Here is a 16597-nt window from a genome sequence, read left to right as displayed (position 1 = left end):
TAATAAGGCGGTTAGGTGCGTTGGCTACATTTATTTTACAGGCTCTCGAAGTATGGTTCGAAGTTTTTCGGCTGATGTTTTTCGAAAATCTGAAAGGTAAATCTCATGATGTAAGCCATTTTGTACTAGCCCATGTTCATTCGCAAAATTAGCAATGATCGCTAACGTTTTTGGCTCTTCGGAAAATGGACCAGTATGCAATATCTGAATGCATTTGCCCTCGAACAGCTCAAAGTAAGCCACATCTTTTGCATAGGGAAGCTGTTTTTTTGTGAATACTTCCGCAGTAGCATTTTCCACATCGGCAATGCTTACAAAGTCTGGCAGGCGGATCATCAGACGATATTGCCATTGCGATCTTGGGATTTGCATTGGGGCTTCTGCCATAGAAATTTCTTGGTATTGCTTTTCATCATACCACCACAATCCTTCTAATTTAGGGACGATAAAATCATTGCCTTGCGCCTTATGGCTAAATTTTAATTGATAGGCAGTACCGTAAAGCGCTTGTACATGAGCGCTAAATAGCGGAGCACTAGGATCACCTTTTCCTAATACGGAGATATAACGGGCTGGTGCAACTTCAATAAGTTGAGGTTTCGAACTTGCATGGTAATATGTCTTGTCTGTTTTGTAGAGATCTAGTTTCTGCATGTCTTTTTTTTACAAGGTTAAGATGTGGTAGTGACAACCCTATGGCAGTGGGTAATTTGCGATTAGGTTTTTTTCTAATACTTTGATTTTTTCCGCTAATCGATGTTCATTCCCACATCTTCATCCCGACCTTAGCCTGTGCCGATAAAATCGGTATGGAGGGATCTTTGAACTATGCAATTGTTAGCTCGATTATGTATTTACTTACTGTTTTCATCTGATGATTATGTCTTTGTTTATTCTTCTTTTCCATTGATGAAAAGAAGCAAAAATCTAGGCTGGCATCTTTTCTTGAATAAAGCGACCAATATCCTGATAGCCCAAGAAAAATGCGTTTGCCAGTTCACTTGTCTCCGCTCACGCTGCTTTCTTGCTTGGTGTTGCTAATTTTTAGTTTGTGCAATGGATATTTTGGTGCTTTCTCCGGCGAAAACTTGCTAGGCCGTTCCTCGTGCTTGGGAATGGCTTATGCTAATTCGCAGTTACCTTTCCTACATTGTCATCCCGACCTTGCGGAGGGATCTTTGAACTATGCAATTATCTTGATTTGGAACCTAAGTCGGTTATGCGTAATGTATTCCCTCTACTTTTTAAGGAGGATTTGTCCCGACTATTCGGGAGAGGTTGGGGAGGAATTGATAAATCGTCTCTAGTGATCACTGTTCCCTTCCTACATCGGCATCCTAAGCATCCTGTCATCCAGAGCTTGTCGAAGGATCTATTATCCAAATTAGCCTCTAGATTCTAAAGCAGCAAGGCGATAAATGACGTATGCGCTAATAAACCCCTCTCTGATTTTGACATCTCTCCCCGCCAGTTATCGTGAGTGAAATGTGCTTGGGAAAGTTTGTTTCAATTTGCACCTGCTTTCCAGTATCGTCATTCCCGTGTAGGTGGGGATCTTGAAGTTGTTCTTTTAATTTTACTTTTGTCTTGATACAAAAGTTGACAAACCTGAGCTTCAGCGAAAGCATGCCCACCTATAAAAATAGAAACCAAATAGGCGTAACATCTAGGCTTGCATCTTATTCTTGAATAAAGCGACCAATATCCTGACAGCGCAAGAAAAATGCGTTTGCCAGTTCACTTGTCTCCGCTGACGCTTCTTTCTATTCTTCTTTTCCATTGATGAAAAGAAGCAAAAATCTAGGCTGGCATCTTTTCTTGAATAAAGCGACCAATATCCTGACAGCGCAAGAAAAATGCGTTGCCAGTTCACTTGTCTCCACTCACGCTGCTTTCTTGCTTGGTGTTGCTAATTTTTAGTCTGTGCAATGGATATTTTGGTGCTTTCTCCTGCGAAAATCTGCTAGGCCGGTCGTCGTGCTTGGGAATTGTTGTACGAAGCGAGTGGTTAGTTATGCATAATGTATTCCCTCTACTTTTTAAGGAGGACTTGTCCCGACTATTCGGGAGGGTTAGGGTGAGGTTTGTTCCAGTTTTTACCTGCTTTCCTGCATCGTCATTCTAAGCATCCTGTCATCCAGAGCTTGTCGAAGGATCTATTATCCAAATTAGCCTCTAGATTCTAAAGCAGCAAGGCGATAAATGACGTATGCGTTAATAAACCCCTCTCTGCCTTTGGCATCTCTCCCCGCCAGTTGGCGGGAGAGAAATGTGCTTGGGAAAGTTTGTTTCAATTTGCACCTGCTTTCCTACATCGTCGTCCTCGCAGCTTGTTCCAATTATTCGGGAGTGTTGGGAGAGGTAAAAAAGTAACAACTTGAAATTATTAACATAGATCAATGGATATGACTATTGCACATGCTAATTTTGCTGCCTAAATTTATATGAATTCATCATTATAAACTTTAATTAAAAAGCAACAACATGAGAAAATTACTTTTTGCGCTTCCTGCGCTTTTTTTACTGGCTTCTTGCGGAGGTTCGTCTAACAATGCTAACACTACAACAGAGCAAACTGCTGCTGAGCAAACAGGTGATAGCTTCATGGTAGATACTACCACTACTTCGGTAGATTGGAAAGGTGTGCACAAAGGCGGTTTGGCACCTCGTTGGGGTAAAATCGGCATTTCTGCTGGTACCATCTCCGTACAAAACGATTCTATTAGTGGTGGCGACTTTATCATCAATATGAGTTCTCTTACGGTAGATCCGGCATCAGTTGGTAAAGAAGAAGGTAAATCGCCTGCAGATTTAGAAGGTCACTTGAAAAGTGCTGATTTCTTCGATGTAGCTAAAGCTCCTACTGCTAAATTTGTAATCACTAAAGTTGAGCCTTATACTGCAGCAGCTGGCGAAAGCTTAGTAGCTGATCCAAATTATGTAATCAGCGGTAACTTGACCCTTAAAGATAAAACGTTAAACGTTACTTTCCCTGCTAAGGTTGAAGTAAGTGCTACTGATGTTAAAGCTAATGCTAAATTCGTAATCGACAGAAGTGCTTGGGGTATTAACTACAAAACTGAAGGTAGTGCAGAGAACTGGATGATTTCTAAAGATGTAGAGGTTGGTTTTACCGTTAATGCGAAAAAAGGTTAATAGGTTTTTTATATCAATTGTTAAACAGCCCAGCGATATTTCGTTGGGCTGTTTTGCGTTTGTTAGTTCCGGATTAACACCGTAGTGTTATGAATATGCTTTTTACTTTTGTCTTGATACAAAAGTTGACAAAAAATCAAGGCTGGCACCTTTTCTTGAATAAAGCGACCAATATCCTAATAGCGCAAGAAAAAGGCATTTCCAAAATCACTTGTCTCCGCTCACGCTGCTTTCTTGCTTGGTGCTGCGTGTTGCTTTGTGGTGCAATGGATATTCTGGTGCTTTCTCCGGCGAAAACGTGCTAGGCCAAGTGGCGTTCTTGGGAGGGGTTTGTTCTTCTTCACGGTTCCCTTCCCACGACCGTCATCCTCGCGTAGGCGAGGATCCTAATGCGGTAGTATTCACACCATGCTGTGTCCTCTCTACTTTTTAAGGAGAGGGCTAGGGTGAGGTTTGTTAGGTTTAGCTCTTGCTTTCCTAGATCGTCATTGCGAGTAGGCGGGCAATTTTGATGTTAAGTTTTTTGTATTCTTCTTTTGTCTTGATACAAAAGTTGACAAACCTGAGCTTTAGCGAAAGCATGCCCACCTATAAAAATAGAAACCAAATAGGCATAACATCAAGGCTACCGATTTTATCGGTATAAATTGCATCTTTTCTTGAATAAAGCTACCAATATCCTAATAACGCAAGAAAAAGGCGTTTGCCATTCACACTGTCTTCGCTCACGCTGCTTTCTTGCTTGATGGTGTTTGTTGCAAGGGTTTGCAATGGATATTTTGGTGCTTTCTCCTGCGAAAACCTGCTAGGCGAGTGCCGTGCTAGGGTATGATTGTGGTATGTAAGGGGTCGGTTATGCACCATGCTATGTCCCCCTTTGGAGGGGGATTCAAGGGGGAGGAACTGATGATTGGCTCCAGTGACCGCAGTTGCTTTCCTATATCGTCATCCCGACCTTGCGGAGGGATCTTTGGACTATGCAATCGTTGGCTCCATTATGTATTTACTTTTGGCTTGAACCAAAAGTAACAAAAGTTCAAGGCTTGCACCTTTTCTTGAATAAAGCGACCAATATCCTGATATCGCAAGAAAAAGGCGTTTGCCATTCACACTGTCTTCGCTCACGCTGCTTTCTTGCTTGGTAGTGCTTATTGCCTGTTCGTTTAATGGATATTCTGGTGCTTTCTCCGGCGAAAATCTGCTAGGCCGGGTTAGTGTCCTTGGGAATGGTTTGTACTTTGCATTTGCTTCCCCACCACCGTCATTCCGGCCTTAGCCTGTGCCGATAAAATCGGTATGGAGGGATCTTTGGATGATGCAATTATTTGTCCCTTATTTGTCCACCCCTTGGTATACCCTAAATCTGAGTAAAAATGCCATATTTGTAGTTTATCCCTTAACTCAATTAAATTAATTTCTTAGCTCATTCCCATTATGCTCTACAAAACTTCTTTTATAAAGCGCTATTTTTTCTATTTACTGGTTGCTTTTTTTATATTAAACACTAGCAAAGTTCAAGCTAATAAACATGCTAATTATTCTCTTGGTACAAATTTAACGCCGGCAGCAAATCCTCCATCAGCAACGGTCATCATCAATGAGAATAGGTTGTACACTAGTTCTGAAATTGTACCAGTAGAGATCATTCTCGATGCCGGTACGGAGGCTCCATCCCAAGTCAAAATCAGTATAAATTCAGAACCTTTTTTCACTACAACTTATACAAGTTCAAATTTTTCGCTAAATGTAGGTGGTGGTCTGGGCGCCAAGAACATCAGTATCCAATTGGTTTCATCAGACGGGTTGCTTTCGCCAATCTACACTTGGAATTTCTCTTTAGAGACGTTCCCTCCAGTAGTTTCATTTACCATTAACAATGGTGCCGCTGCTACTAACAACACCACCATAAATTTAGCTATTACAGCAAGCGATTTGGAGAGTGGTTTAGCAACGATGCAATTTTCGCTCGACGGTATCAATTGGACACCTCGAGAGCCTTTTACTGCAACTAAGCAACTGGATTTACCAGCTATATTAGGACTAAAAAATATTTGGCTTAGGGTTTTTGATCATGCGGGCAATTTTACAGTAGTACAAAATAGTATCAACTATCAACTCGTCCTGCCAGTTGCATTACTTAACTTTAGTATTCTTAGTAACAAGCCCGGCGAAGTTTCGGTGCAATGGAGTACCGCTACCGAAGTAGATAACCATCATTTCGAACTACTTGCCTCTACAGATGGGGAGTTCTTTAAACGAGTGGCTGTTGTAAATTCAAAAGCTACAGATGGAAATTCACAAACACCTCTCGATTATCAAATTACTTTAACGTTAGCAGAGGTATTAGGCCATACTTCATTGGCGGGCTTCGGCTTGTTAGGTCTTTTATTGTTACCTATGGCGAGACATAAAATGTGGAGGTTCTTGCTATTTGGTGCTGTGGTATTGGCATTTGCATCATGTAAGAAAGATCAAACCGATGGAGAAGAAACCACAGTATATGTAAAATTGGTTCAGGTAGATCATAATGGGATAAGATCTGAAAAAGGCATTAAAGCTATAAAAGTAAAGCCTGGTAGTTAGTTAAAAAGTTTCTTGTTTTAACTGATGACGGGCTATGAAATTCATCATGCTTTATAAATACCGCCATGCTCACCTTATTTGAAGATTTTCAATCACATCATCATCCTTTTTGGTACCTCAAAAATCAAAAAAGGACTTCAGCTTTTTGCACTCTTCTAGTGGTGTCTGCTTCGTACTGTCTTCGGTGCTTCTTCGATGCTTGTTCGGTAAAATGGCTGTTTTACCGAAGGACTACCGAAGCAGGTACGAACCAGACCCGAACAAAGGGTATTTCTGGGCACATGTATTTTTCATTATAAATGGAAAAAGAAACTGCACATAATTCTACTTGTTTGCTGCGTAGTACTAAAGAAGATCGACTATATCTGCGTAAGCGTGACCAAAAGGAGGGGTTAATTGTGTGGTTTACGAGAAGTGAACTACTAAGATTATACGGAGTTTCATATCTTAAGCTCAAAGTATTTCACTAAGCCTACAATCTTAACAATTCCTTAAAAATAGACAAGAGCAATTAGTTTTTTTTAATGTTGATATATCTAGAAAAATAGTTTTAATTTGAATTGTGAGTTAATTGATTGTAACTATTTTATACCCAGCTATATGGTAGTTGTAGAGACCCAATTAATAACACATTAAATGCGGATCGCAATGTATTAGCGACATTCTTTTAGTTGTTAATGCAGTTTTATGTCGTTATCCGTAATATTTTACCGAACAAAATGACACAAACTGATATCAAAAAGCTTGAAGTAGAATTGTGGGAAGCCGCAGATGAACTAAGGGCTAATTCTAAACTTACTGCTGCCGAATATAAAGATCCATTGTTGGGCTTAATCTTATTACGCTTTGCAGAAAATAAATTTTTAGAAGCCAAAAAACGATTAACAGAAACGCTGCCTATTAATCCTAGAACAAAACAGCGCCGAGAAGCCGTTAAAGACGATTACGCTGCCATTGGTGCGATGTTTTTACCTGAAAAAGCACAATATACTTATTTAGCTAACTTACCAGAAAGTGAAGACTTAGCTGAAGCGGTGAATTCTGCAATGAAGCTTATTGAAGTAGAATATGAAGAACTGACGGGTATATTACCAAAGAATTTCCAAGAGTTAACGCCAGAAGATGATTCTGATAACAATTTGCTAGCTAATCTAATTCGAATCTTTAATAGTGATTCTGTACGTAATGCTAAAGGCGATGTCTTTGGTAGGGTATATGAATATTTTCTAATGAAGCTTTCAATGATGGGAGCCGGTGCACAGGAGGGCGGTGAGTTCTTTACACCTCCATCGTTGGTGCAGTTAATAGTGAATTTTATTCAGCCAGATCATGGGATAATTTACGATCCCGCATGTGGTTCTGGGGGTATGTTTGTTCAAACTGCACATTTCATTAAAGATCATCAGAATAAAAAAGTTAACGAAGCCATTAAAGTTTACGGTACGGAATATAAAAGCAATACCACCCGTTTGGCTAAAATGAACTTAGCCATTCATGGAATTGAAGGTAAAATTGCTAACAATAATTCTTTTTATAGTGATCCACATGACCTATACGGGAAATGCGATTTTCTGATGGCTAATCCACCTTTTAATGTAGATAAGGTAGATGCCAAAAACAAATTTCTGGCCGAGGACAAACGCCTGCCTCATGGTGCGCCGCTTACCGGAAAAGGAACTATTGGCAATGCTAACTACCTCTGGATACAATACTTTATGTCCTACCTCAACCCTACAGGCCGGGCCGGTTTTGTAATGGCATCTTCAGCTACCGATGCCGGCAACGCCGAAAAACGCATCCGGGAGGAACTGGTAAAAACCGGAAATGTAGATTGCATCGTATCCATTGGCAACAACTTTTTTTATACCCGTAGTCTGCCTTGCCATTTGTGGTTTTTTGACAAAGGAAAACGGAAAGCGAACCAAGATAAAATCCTGATGATTGATGCCCGCAATGTTTACCGCAAAGTAAGCACTACGATCAACGATTTTTCGCCAGAGCAACTGGAAGGGCTTACGGCTGTAATGGCGTTGTACCGTGGCGAAGCGCCCGAAGTAGCGGCAGACAACGCTTGGTTTAATGAGCATTTCCCGGATGGGCAATACCGCGATGTGGAAGGCCTGTGCAAAGTGGTGACGCTTGCCGAAGTAACGGGGCAAGAATATAGCCTTACGCCGGGCCGATATGTGGGTGTGAACATTGATATTGATATGGATTTTGATTATAAAACCCGGATAAAGGAATTGCATAGCGAATTAGCGGAACTGAATACCGAAGCGAACTTACTTATGAATCAAATTCAAGCTGTTAAATTATGAGAGAAGGCTGGAAAGAAGTAACAATCGGTGATTTAGGAAAAGTTGTTACGGGGAATACACCTCCAAAGAATGATAAAGATAATTATGGGGGCACCTATCCTTTCATAAAACCGACTGATATGGAAGTCGGTAGTAGACATGTTACTAATTGGGAGGAAAATTATTCAGAAAAAGCCTTCAAAAAATATAAAAATTCATATATACCACCCAAAGCTACCGGAGTAGTAACTATTGGTACTGTTGGTGAGAAAATGTTTCAAGCAGATCAGTGGTGTTTCACCAACCAGTCTGTGAATGTAGTTATTCCTGATACCCAACTATATGATGAAGACTTTATTTTTTATTTAATGAAAATAAATCTTCCGAAAGTAGAGAATGCTAATCCAGGAACTGCATCAGGAAGACATCACGTAAGTAAATCGAATTTTTGTGCAATTAAAGTTAGAGTTCCCGAAAATAAAGACACCCAACGCAAAGTCGCTTCCATTTTATCGGCTTATGATGATTTGATAGAAAATAATCTAAAGCGCATTAAAATTTTGGAAGAAATGGCACAACAAACCTACGAAGAATGGTTTGTTCGGATGCGTTTCCCAGATTATGAAATGACGGTTTTTGATGAAAATGGTTTGCCGGAGGGTTGGGAGAAAGATCTCGTAGGAAATCAACTTGATAAGGTAAAATCTACTGTAAAGATAAAATCTGCTAACATATTAAATACCGGAAATATTCCAGTCGTTGATCAAAGTCGAGATTTTATTGCAGGATATACTGATGATGAGTTATCAAGAATATCCTATGTTGATAAGGCTTTTATTGTTTTCGGCGATCATACCAGAATTCTAAAATTAATAAATTTTGACTTTGCTAGAGGAGCTGATGGGACACAAATAATCATTTCAAGAAACAAGAGAATGCCACAGCATTTGTTTTATTTTTCCTTGAAAAATATTGATCTCTCAAACTATCACTATGCACGACATTACAAGTATCTAAAAGATTCCGAAATTTTAATACCGTCTTTAGATATTGCTTTTGAATTCGAAAAAAAAACTAGTCTCCTTTTTACTCAAATTTACAATCTTCAATCCCAAAACCAACGCCTCCGTGAAGCCCGAGATCTTTTGTTACCACGGTTGATGATGGGGGTGATTGACGTTGAAAGTTTGGAAGTAAAACCAACTATCGCTAAAGTAATATCTTTAGAACAACCTAAAAAAGAAGCTTCCAAAGAATTTAAAGAAGCGGTTTTGATTGCTTGTTTAACGGAAAAATTTGGTAATGAAAAATTTCCCCTAGGCAGAAAAAGATATACCAAGCTTTCTTATCTCTTTCACCGCTATTCAGATAATAAAATTCAAGATTACCTTAGAAAAGCGGCAGGACCCTACAATCCCAAAACAAAGTACGGTGGTCCCGAAAAAATTGCGCTGAACGGTAAATACATCCAAAACTGGAGAGGTGAAAAAGCAACAGGATTTGTTGTTGCTGAGAAAATAAATGATGCTAAAAAGTATTTTTCTAACTATTGGCAAATCGAAGACTTAAATTGGTTGGCTACAGAGTTTAAATTTAAGTCTAATGATGAACTAGAGCTTTTAGCAACCGTTGATAACAGTTTGGTCGAGCTTTCTAAAAAGAATATTGAGTTTACTGTAACTAACGTTATGAATGTTATTAAATCTGAAAAAGAATGGGAAGCGAAGTTGGAAAGAACAATTTTTAGTGAAGAGAACGTGGAGCGTGCGATTGGGTTTTTGAGGGGAGTTCTCCAATATTAAAGATGATAGCAAAGTCATATTAATCAATATCTAAATTAACAATCTTAAAATGAATATTTTTTTCGGAAAGATTTCCGCAAAATTTGATGTTAACCAAATTACGCAAGGTTATTATCAAGCATCGAAACAGAGCTCTTGGTTTAATGGGCTTGCAATAGGCGATTATGCCTATATTATTGGAGGTGGCAAGGTTCAACTATGGCGTGCCAAAGAATGGAAGCGGGCTGATGATGAGGATAGACTCTATTTTGATGTCCTTAGCAGTGATCTAGGAGTTACAATTGAAAAATTGGTTTCTTTTAAATATTTCTATCTAGATGTGCCTTTGATAGTTAAAACAGCTCGTTCTACGGCTGTCGAGCAAAAGGCTTTCTTTCGTATAGACTATGAAGAATATGATATTCTTAATTTTGAATTATTTACAGATACTTCTAACTACAGAAGAATATTCAATAGAGTATCAGTTGAAAATGTCGAAACCAATAGTTTAGATCTTCAATTTTATTTCAAGGACGATAAAATACAATTAGCCAATATAGCTTTCTGCGATCCTGAACTACAGGCTAGATTTAATGGCAATAACTTAGAATTATACGGCAAAGGTAGTCGCAATAAGGATAAGCTACTTCAAAATTTAATCTCACATAAAGATCATGTACATTTATTTGATGATGTAAAAATCCAACAAGTGTATGATACTTTTATGTGTGCTTATAAGGTTAAGGAAGAAAAAAGACAAAAGAACTTTTGGGCTGTAAACGGTAATGAAGTAGATAAGCTGCTGTACGATATTGAGAATAATCTTTTTATCATGCAGCAACAATATGAAGAACAGCATAATTCCACTGTTAGTGCACTTTTAAATAAATGTAGAGAGATTAAGGATGGAGATGGCGTGCTATTGTATAATAAGAATAGGTATTATGCCTACGGAGAATTTAAGAGCATAGATTTTGAATGCCCTCGTGTGGAAAAGTTGCAAGAACAAAGAGATAAAAAGGGGATAATAGAAATAGATCTAGCTATTTTTTCTGATGCTGAGTGCTATTTCGAGGATACCAGGACTAGTAATGGATTTGAAGGTTGGTATGGGCAAAGGCTTTTAGTTGATCAATGGAATGGCGTGCACGAAGATGGTTTGCATATTTATGGTATAGGTTATGAAACAGATATGGTAAATACAACGATCATTAAACTTAAAGATGAGAAGTTTTACAACAAGGTAGTTAGAAATTTAGACGGAAATATATCTGATATGAGAGAAGCTGAACTGAAGCCAGCCAAAGACTTGCTAGAATACAAAAAGCAGATCATTTTACAAGGGCCTCCAGGAACTGGAAAGACCTATATGGCAAAAGATTTAGCGGAGTTCATTATAACTGGCGAAATAAGTGAAGACAAGAAAGTACAAGCTGAAATATTGAGCATAAATGAACAGATAGACCTTATACAGTTTCATCCATCATTTACCTACGAAGATTTTATCCGAGGTATAGTAACTGTTGCTGAAGGTGATAAAATAAGTTACACACCACAAGACAAATTGTTTTTGGAAATGGTAAATAAAGCTTCTAATGATCCAGATCAAAAACGATATGTGCTAATCATTGATGAAATTAATAGGGCAAACCTCTCCGCTGTTTTAGGAGAATTGATTTATGCTTTAGAGTATCGAAACGAAACATTCAAATCAATGTATGCTGATAAAAATGGAAAATATAAGATTGCTATTCCAGATAATCTACTTATCATAGGCACTATGAATACAGCCGACCGAAGCGTGGGACACCTAGACTATGCCTTAAGGAGAAGGTTTGCATTTTATGACATATTGCCTAAATCTTTCAAAGAAGATAGCTTTGAAAAAGCTTTATTTGAAAAAGTGTCGTCTCTATTTGTTAAAGAAATCAAAGAACAGGTTGATGATTTAGAAGCATCAGAGCATTTGAGCATCGAATTTCAAGAAAGACCGCAAGATATATGGTTGGGGCATAGCTATTTTTTCAAAAAGGCTGACATAGATTTTTCGTTACGAATTAAATATGAAATTGTTCCCATCTTACAAGAATATGTTAAAGATGGTATATTAAATAATACTCCTGAGGTGAGACAGATAATCAAAGATATACGTAACCATCAGCTATCTAACGATGCTTAAGATTAGAGAGAACTTTACTGCTGGATATCATCATCTCTCTACGATTACTGACTACGAAAGTAAGTGGCGAGGCCTGTTATTAGAAGCATTTAAAGATACAGGTAACTTTACGCTTCAATGCGAAAAGATAAGTGATCAGGTAAATTGTATCGATATCAGACGTAATGGTGATGATTTAAATATTAACACCTCTTATTTGATAGGGTTAGATTATTTAAACGGTGAATTGCCATTTATGGTAGAACCAAAATTCTCTTATCAAGACAATGATTTTGATATTGATTTCTACAGTATATTGTTTAAAAGCCTGCCTTATGTAAAAAGCACAGAAGATATATCGAATTTATACTTTGTTGATTTTTCTAAGCCTGCAATCGAGATAGATCAGAAGGACGATTTTTTAACTCCAATCTTAGTTATACAGTTTATTTCATACTTAGAAAAAATATGTCACTTTGGTTTGCAAAAAGGTTATTATTGGGTAGAAGAAAATTTGCAAGGAAAAGTTAAAGGCAAAATTTTAATAAATGATACAATAAAGAAAAACCATCTCAAATCTAAGTTTGCAGCTACATATTGCCGATTTCAAGATTTTGGGATAAATACAGTAGAAAATAAGTTTTTAAAGTTCGCATTTCAGTTCTGTTTAAACTACTTAAATCAATTTAAAAAACTGAAAATTACTGATAATATTACTGCATCGGTTGGTCTTGTTAAAAACACACTAGAAAAAGTTTCTTATGACACCTCAATCAGGAAAGAAATTAGTGTGCGTAAAAATCCATTATTTCCAATCTATGAAAATGCTTTAAAGCTGGCTAATCTTATTTTAAAAAGGCTTTCCTTTAATATAGTTACTAGCACGAGTTCAAAAGTTAAGACCTATCCATATTGGATTAACATGAGTAAACTCTTTGAAATTCATGTGCTTAAATTATTAAGGGTGTCATATAAGGATGGGGTGTTTTATCAAAAGAAATATTCAGGTCTTTTCCCTGATATTATATTAAACTTACCTAATTATAAAGCGGTGATTGACGTAAAATATAAAGCTTATGATGAAAAAAGTATTGATTTGGATGATGTTAGGCAAGTTGCGGCTTACTCGAAAATGAAATCAATTTATAAACATACCGGGTTAGAAAGAAATCATAATTTAGATGCTCTAGTTATTTATCCAAAGGTTAAAAGTCAGCACACTGAGCTGAACGATTTAACACTTTCCCATAAAACAGAATTAAGAGATTATTATAATATTTATAAATTAGACGTTGATATACCAACAATCTAACATTAACGCTTATGTCTTACGAATACTCAGAAGATGCCTTGATAGAGAATGCTACTGAAGAAGTGCTAAAAGAACTTGGGTGGACGGTAGTTACTGCTTGGAAAAATGAGGCTTTTGGTGATGATGGGTTGTTAGGTAGAGATAATAAGACGGAGGTAATTTTAGAGCGATTCACGCTAAACGCCTTGCGAAGGTTAAACCCAGGCTTGCCGGATATTGCTTATACGAGAGCTATAGAGAAAATTGTACAACGCGAAGCCGACAAGAGTATAGCGCAGCACAATAAAACAAAATATCAATTATTAAAAAATGGTGTAGAGGTTTCTTTTGTCTGTGAAGAAGGAAAAACGCAAAAGAAAATACTTAAGGTATTTAATTATCAAAACTACCTTGATAATGATTTTTTGGCTGTACGTCAATTTGAAGTATCTGGGCAATTGCACAATCGCCGTCCAGATTTAATTGGTTTTGTTAATGGTATTCCCTTACTTTTTATTGAATTAAAATCGCATGCTGTAGACTTACGATCTGCTTACGAAGATAATTTCAAAGATTATAAGGATACAATACCTCATCTTTTTTATCACAATGCTTTTGTTATATTAAGTAATGGTACCGATGCTAAAGTTGGCACAGTAACCAGTCCATATAAATATTTTTTAGAATGGAAGCGTATTACCGAAAGCGCTGAAGGGTTGGTAAGTTTAGATACCATGTTGCGAGGAACATGTGCCCCACAAAACTTGATGGATATTTTCGAGAACTTCTTGCTATTTGATGAGAGTAATGGAAATATTGTAAAGCTCATGGCTAAAAACCATCAGTTTATAGGCGTAAATCGTGTATTAGAAAATGTTAAAGATATTAATGATCTTGAAGGCAAGTTAGGTGTTTATTGGCATACTCAAGGCTCGGGAAAAACTTATTCAATGGTTTTTCTTTGTGAAAAAATCCATCGAAAATTTGGAGGTTCGTATACTTTTTTGATTGTAGTGGATCGTACTGAGTTAGAAAATCAAGCTTATGATACATTTTCTGGCGTTGGTGTAGTGAATAACAAAAACATTATAGCTGGGAAGAAAAAAGGCATAACAGGTAGAGATCATTTAAGGGAGTTATTAAGCGAAAATCATCGCTATGTATTCTCACTAATTCACAAGTTCTCCATTGATCCTGAATTGGAAACAGAATACCCACTAATTACCGAAAGAAAAAATATCATCGTTATTTCCGATGAGGCACATAGAACACAGGGTGGAAAATATGCTCGTAATATGCGTTTCTTTGGTTTGCCTAATGCTTCTTTTTTAGGGTTTACTGGCACACCTATTATTAAAGATGAAGAAGAAGTTACTAAAAATATATTCGGTGAATATGTTTCGGTGTACGATTTTAAAAGAGCTATTGAAGATGAAGCCACGCTACCACTAAAATATTTAAACCGAGGTGAAAAGCTTAATATCGAAAATCCAGCTTTGGATGAGCAAATGGCTGAAATTTTAGAAAGTGAAAACCTTGATGAAGACCAACAGAAAAAATTAGCTTATCTCTTTAAAAAGGAATATCCGATTTTAACCGCTGAAAGTCGGTTACGAGCTATTGCTAGAGATTTAGTTTGGCACTTTAACGAAAGGGGGTATCAGGGTAAAGCAATGTTGGTTGCTTTAGATAAGCCTACTGCCGTTCGTATGTTCGACTATGTTATGGAATATTGGAAGGAATATTCGCAGGAGTTAGAAAATAAAGTAGGTAAAGCAAAAGATAGTCAAGAGGAACAAGAATTAAAAAGGAAATTTAAACTAATAACTGAGACAGAAGTTTGTGTTGTGATTAGTTCTGAACAAAATGAAATAGATAAGTTCAGAAAAATGAATCTAGATATAGAATCACACCGACGTAAAATGGTCGAAAGAAATCTGGAGAAGGAATTTAAGGATGAAGATCATCCATTTCGTTTAGCTATTGTTTGCGCAATGTGGATTACTGGTTTTGATGCACCAGCTATTTCTACAGTTTATTTGGACAAACCTATCAAAGGTCATACATTAATGCAAACTATTGCAAGAGCCAATAGGGTTTATGACGATGAAAAAGAAAACGGGCTAATTGTAGACTATGGTAATGTTTATCAGCAACTCGAAAAAGCGTATGCAATTTATGGAGAAGGTGAAAAGGATGGAGGTAACGGCACTGAAAATATAAAGCCGCTTGAACAATTAGAGTCAATGGCAAATGAAATCAAAACTGCAATTGATGATGTAATCAATATGCTTCAGGAAGAAAAGTTTGACTTGCGAACATTGATTAAGGCTAATGCAATGGGTAAAATTGCAGCTATTCATAATGGAGCAAATGCGGTGTGTAGAAACGATGAAAGCAGAGCGAAATTTGAGATAGCTGCTCGTAATGTATTTAGGAAATACAAGGCCTTATTTCCGGAGAAGCAAGCAAAGGTTTTTACGGCTGAATACAATGCTATAGATGCTATTTATAATAAACTTAATCAAAAGGTAAAAGCTGCAGATGTTACCGAGATCATAATGAAATTACAATCGGTAGTGAACGAAAGCGTTAATATTGATAAAGTCCAAGAGTCTTCTGCTGGCTGGATTGATCTATCTAAGTTTAATATTGATGCCTTAAAGAAGGCTTTTGAAAAAATGCCTCGAAAGAATGAATTAGTTTATGACCTTAACAAAGCAGTAGAACAAAAATTGGAGCAAATGCTTAGAGAAAACCCTCTAAGGTTAGAGTTTTATGAACGATACCGTGAGATTGTTGATAGTTACAATAACGGAAAGTCAGAAGTGGAGTTGAGTAGAAGCTTTGATCAGCTAACAGCATTCATTCAGAGTTTATCAGATGAAGAAAAAAGAGCTTATCAGGAAAATTTAGACCAACCTACATTATCAATTTTTGATTTATTAGTGCAAGGAAAGGAATTAACGATTGCTGAAAAGGACGAGGTTAAGAAGGTAGCCAAAGATACCTTAGCTATTCTACAGAATGAAAAAATTAATATCCCAAATTGGAAAGAAAGCAGAGAAATTAAAGCTAGTGTAAAGACCACTATTTATAATCAGTTGTTGTGGTTGCCAGAACAAAAATATACTGATGAAGATGTTACTGTACGATCCTTGCAGGTTTACCAACATATTTATACCTATAGTTATTTTTAAAATAGCTAATAGCGTTTTTTATTCTGAGTTGGAGAAAAGTTAGTCATAACTTAGTGGAGATTTCGCTGAAATTGACCATCTGATTTCGGTTTAAGCTGACCACCTATTCCGCGGCAAACTGACCACCTCAT

General features: G+C 37.2%; 8 protein-coding genes. 7 read left to right on the top strand and 1 reads right to left on the bottom strand.

Annotated features, from left to right (window positions below; genetic code table 11):
* Positions 1–30: 30 nt before the first annotated feature.
* The gene (locus AC23ME_RS05470) at positions 31–654 is read right to left on the bottom strand and encodes a GyrI-like domain-containing protein (protein ID WP_487726750.1); all 624 of its coding nucleotides are present in this window, start codon (positions 652–654) and stop codon (positions 31–33) included.
* A 1830-nt stretch (positions 655–2484) separates the two neighbouring features.
* On the opposite strand from AC23ME_RS05470, the gene AC23ME_RS05465 reads away from it, so the two are divergent.
* From AC23ME_RS05465 to AC23ME_RS05435, 7 genes are all read left to right on the top strand, one after another.
* Positions 2485–3156 carry a YceI family protein gene (locus AC23ME_RS05465; RefSeq protein WP_487726749.1) on the top strand — a complete coding sequence of 224 codons (672 nt, stop codon included), beginning with the start codon at positions 2485–2487 and terminating at the stop codon, positions 3154–3156.
* A gap of 1434 nt (positions 3157–4590) precedes the next feature.
* Positions 4591–5739: a hypothetical protein gene (locus AC23ME_RS05460; protein WP_487726748.1), complete on the top strand. Its 1149-nt coding sequence runs from the start codon at positions 4591–4593 to the stop codon at positions 5737–5739.
* A 719-nt stretch (positions 5740–6458) separates the two neighbouring features.
* Positions 6459–8057 carry an N-6 DNA methylase gene (locus AC23ME_RS05455; protein WP_487726747.1) on the top strand — a complete coding sequence of 533 codons (1599 nt, stop codon included), beginning with the start codon at positions 6459–6461 and terminating at the stop codon, positions 8055–8057.
* Positions 8054–9838: a restriction endonuclease subunit S gene (locus AC23ME_RS05450; protein ID WP_487726746.1), complete on the top strand. Its 1785-nt coding sequence runs from the start codon at positions 8054–8056 to the stop codon at positions 9836–9838. Before AC23ME_RS05455 ends, AC23ME_RS05450 begins: the two co-directional genes overlap by 4 nt.
* Positions 9839–9887: 49 nt before the next feature.
* Positions 9888–11996 (top strand): McrB family protein, encoded by a 2109-nt coding sequence (locus AC23ME_RS05445; protein WP_487726745.1) that lies wholly within the window; start codon positions 9888–9890, stop codon positions 11994–11996.
* Positions 11989–13287: a 5-methylcytosine restriction system specificity protein McrC gene (locus AC23ME_RS05440; RefSeq protein ID WP_487726744.1), complete on the top strand. Its 1299-nt coding sequence runs from the start codon at positions 11989–11991 to the stop codon at positions 13285–13287. The genes AC23ME_RS05445 and AC23ME_RS05440 overlap by 8 nt, the downstream gene beginning before the upstream one ends.
* 11 nt (positions 13288–13298) lie before the next feature.
* Entirely contained in the window at positions 13299–16466 is a 3168-nt protein-coding gene (locus AC23ME_RS05435; protein ID WP_487726743.1) for a type I restriction endonuclease subunit R, read from the top strand.
* The last annotated feature ends 131 nt before the right edge of the window (positions 16467–16597 follow it).

It is taken from the genome of Pedobacter sp. T50_32, from assembly GCF_057652195.1.
This window is presented reverse-complemented; position numbering and strand designations above follow the sequence as displayed.

Bases quoted from the DNA above. Each gene is read 5' to 3' on its own strand.
- AC23ME_RS05470 (WP_487726750.1), bottom strand. From the start codon at position 654: ATGCAGAAACTAGATCTCTACAAAACAGACAAGACATATTACCATGCA.
- AC23ME_RS05465 (WP_487726749.1), top strand. From the start codon at position 2,485: ATGAGAAAATTACTTTTTGCGCTTCCTGCGCTTTTTTTACTGGCTTCT.
- AC23ME_RS05460 (WP_487726748.1), top strand. From the start codon at position 4,591: ATGCTCTACAAAACTTCTTTTATAAAGCGCTATTTTTTCTATTTACTG.
- AC23ME_RS05455 (WP_487726747.1), top strand. From the start codon at position 6,459: ATGACACAAACTGATATCAAAAAGCTTGAAGTAGAATTGTGGGAAGCC.
- AC23ME_RS05450 (WP_487726746.1), top strand. From the start codon at position 8,054: ATGAGAGAAGGCTGGAAAGAAGTAACAATCGGTGATTTAGGAAAAGTT.
- AC23ME_RS05445 (WP_487726745.1), top strand. From the start codon at position 9,888: ATGAATATTTTTTTCGGAAAGATTTCCGCAAAATTTGATGTTAACCAA.
- AC23ME_RS05440 (WP_487726744.1), top strand. From the start codon at position 11,989: ATGCTTAAGATTAGAGAGAACTTTACTGCTGGATATCATCATCTCTCT.
- AC23ME_RS05435 (WP_487726743.1), top strand. From the start codon at position 13,299: ATGTCTTACGAATACTCAGAAGATGCCTTGATAGAGAATGCTACTGAA.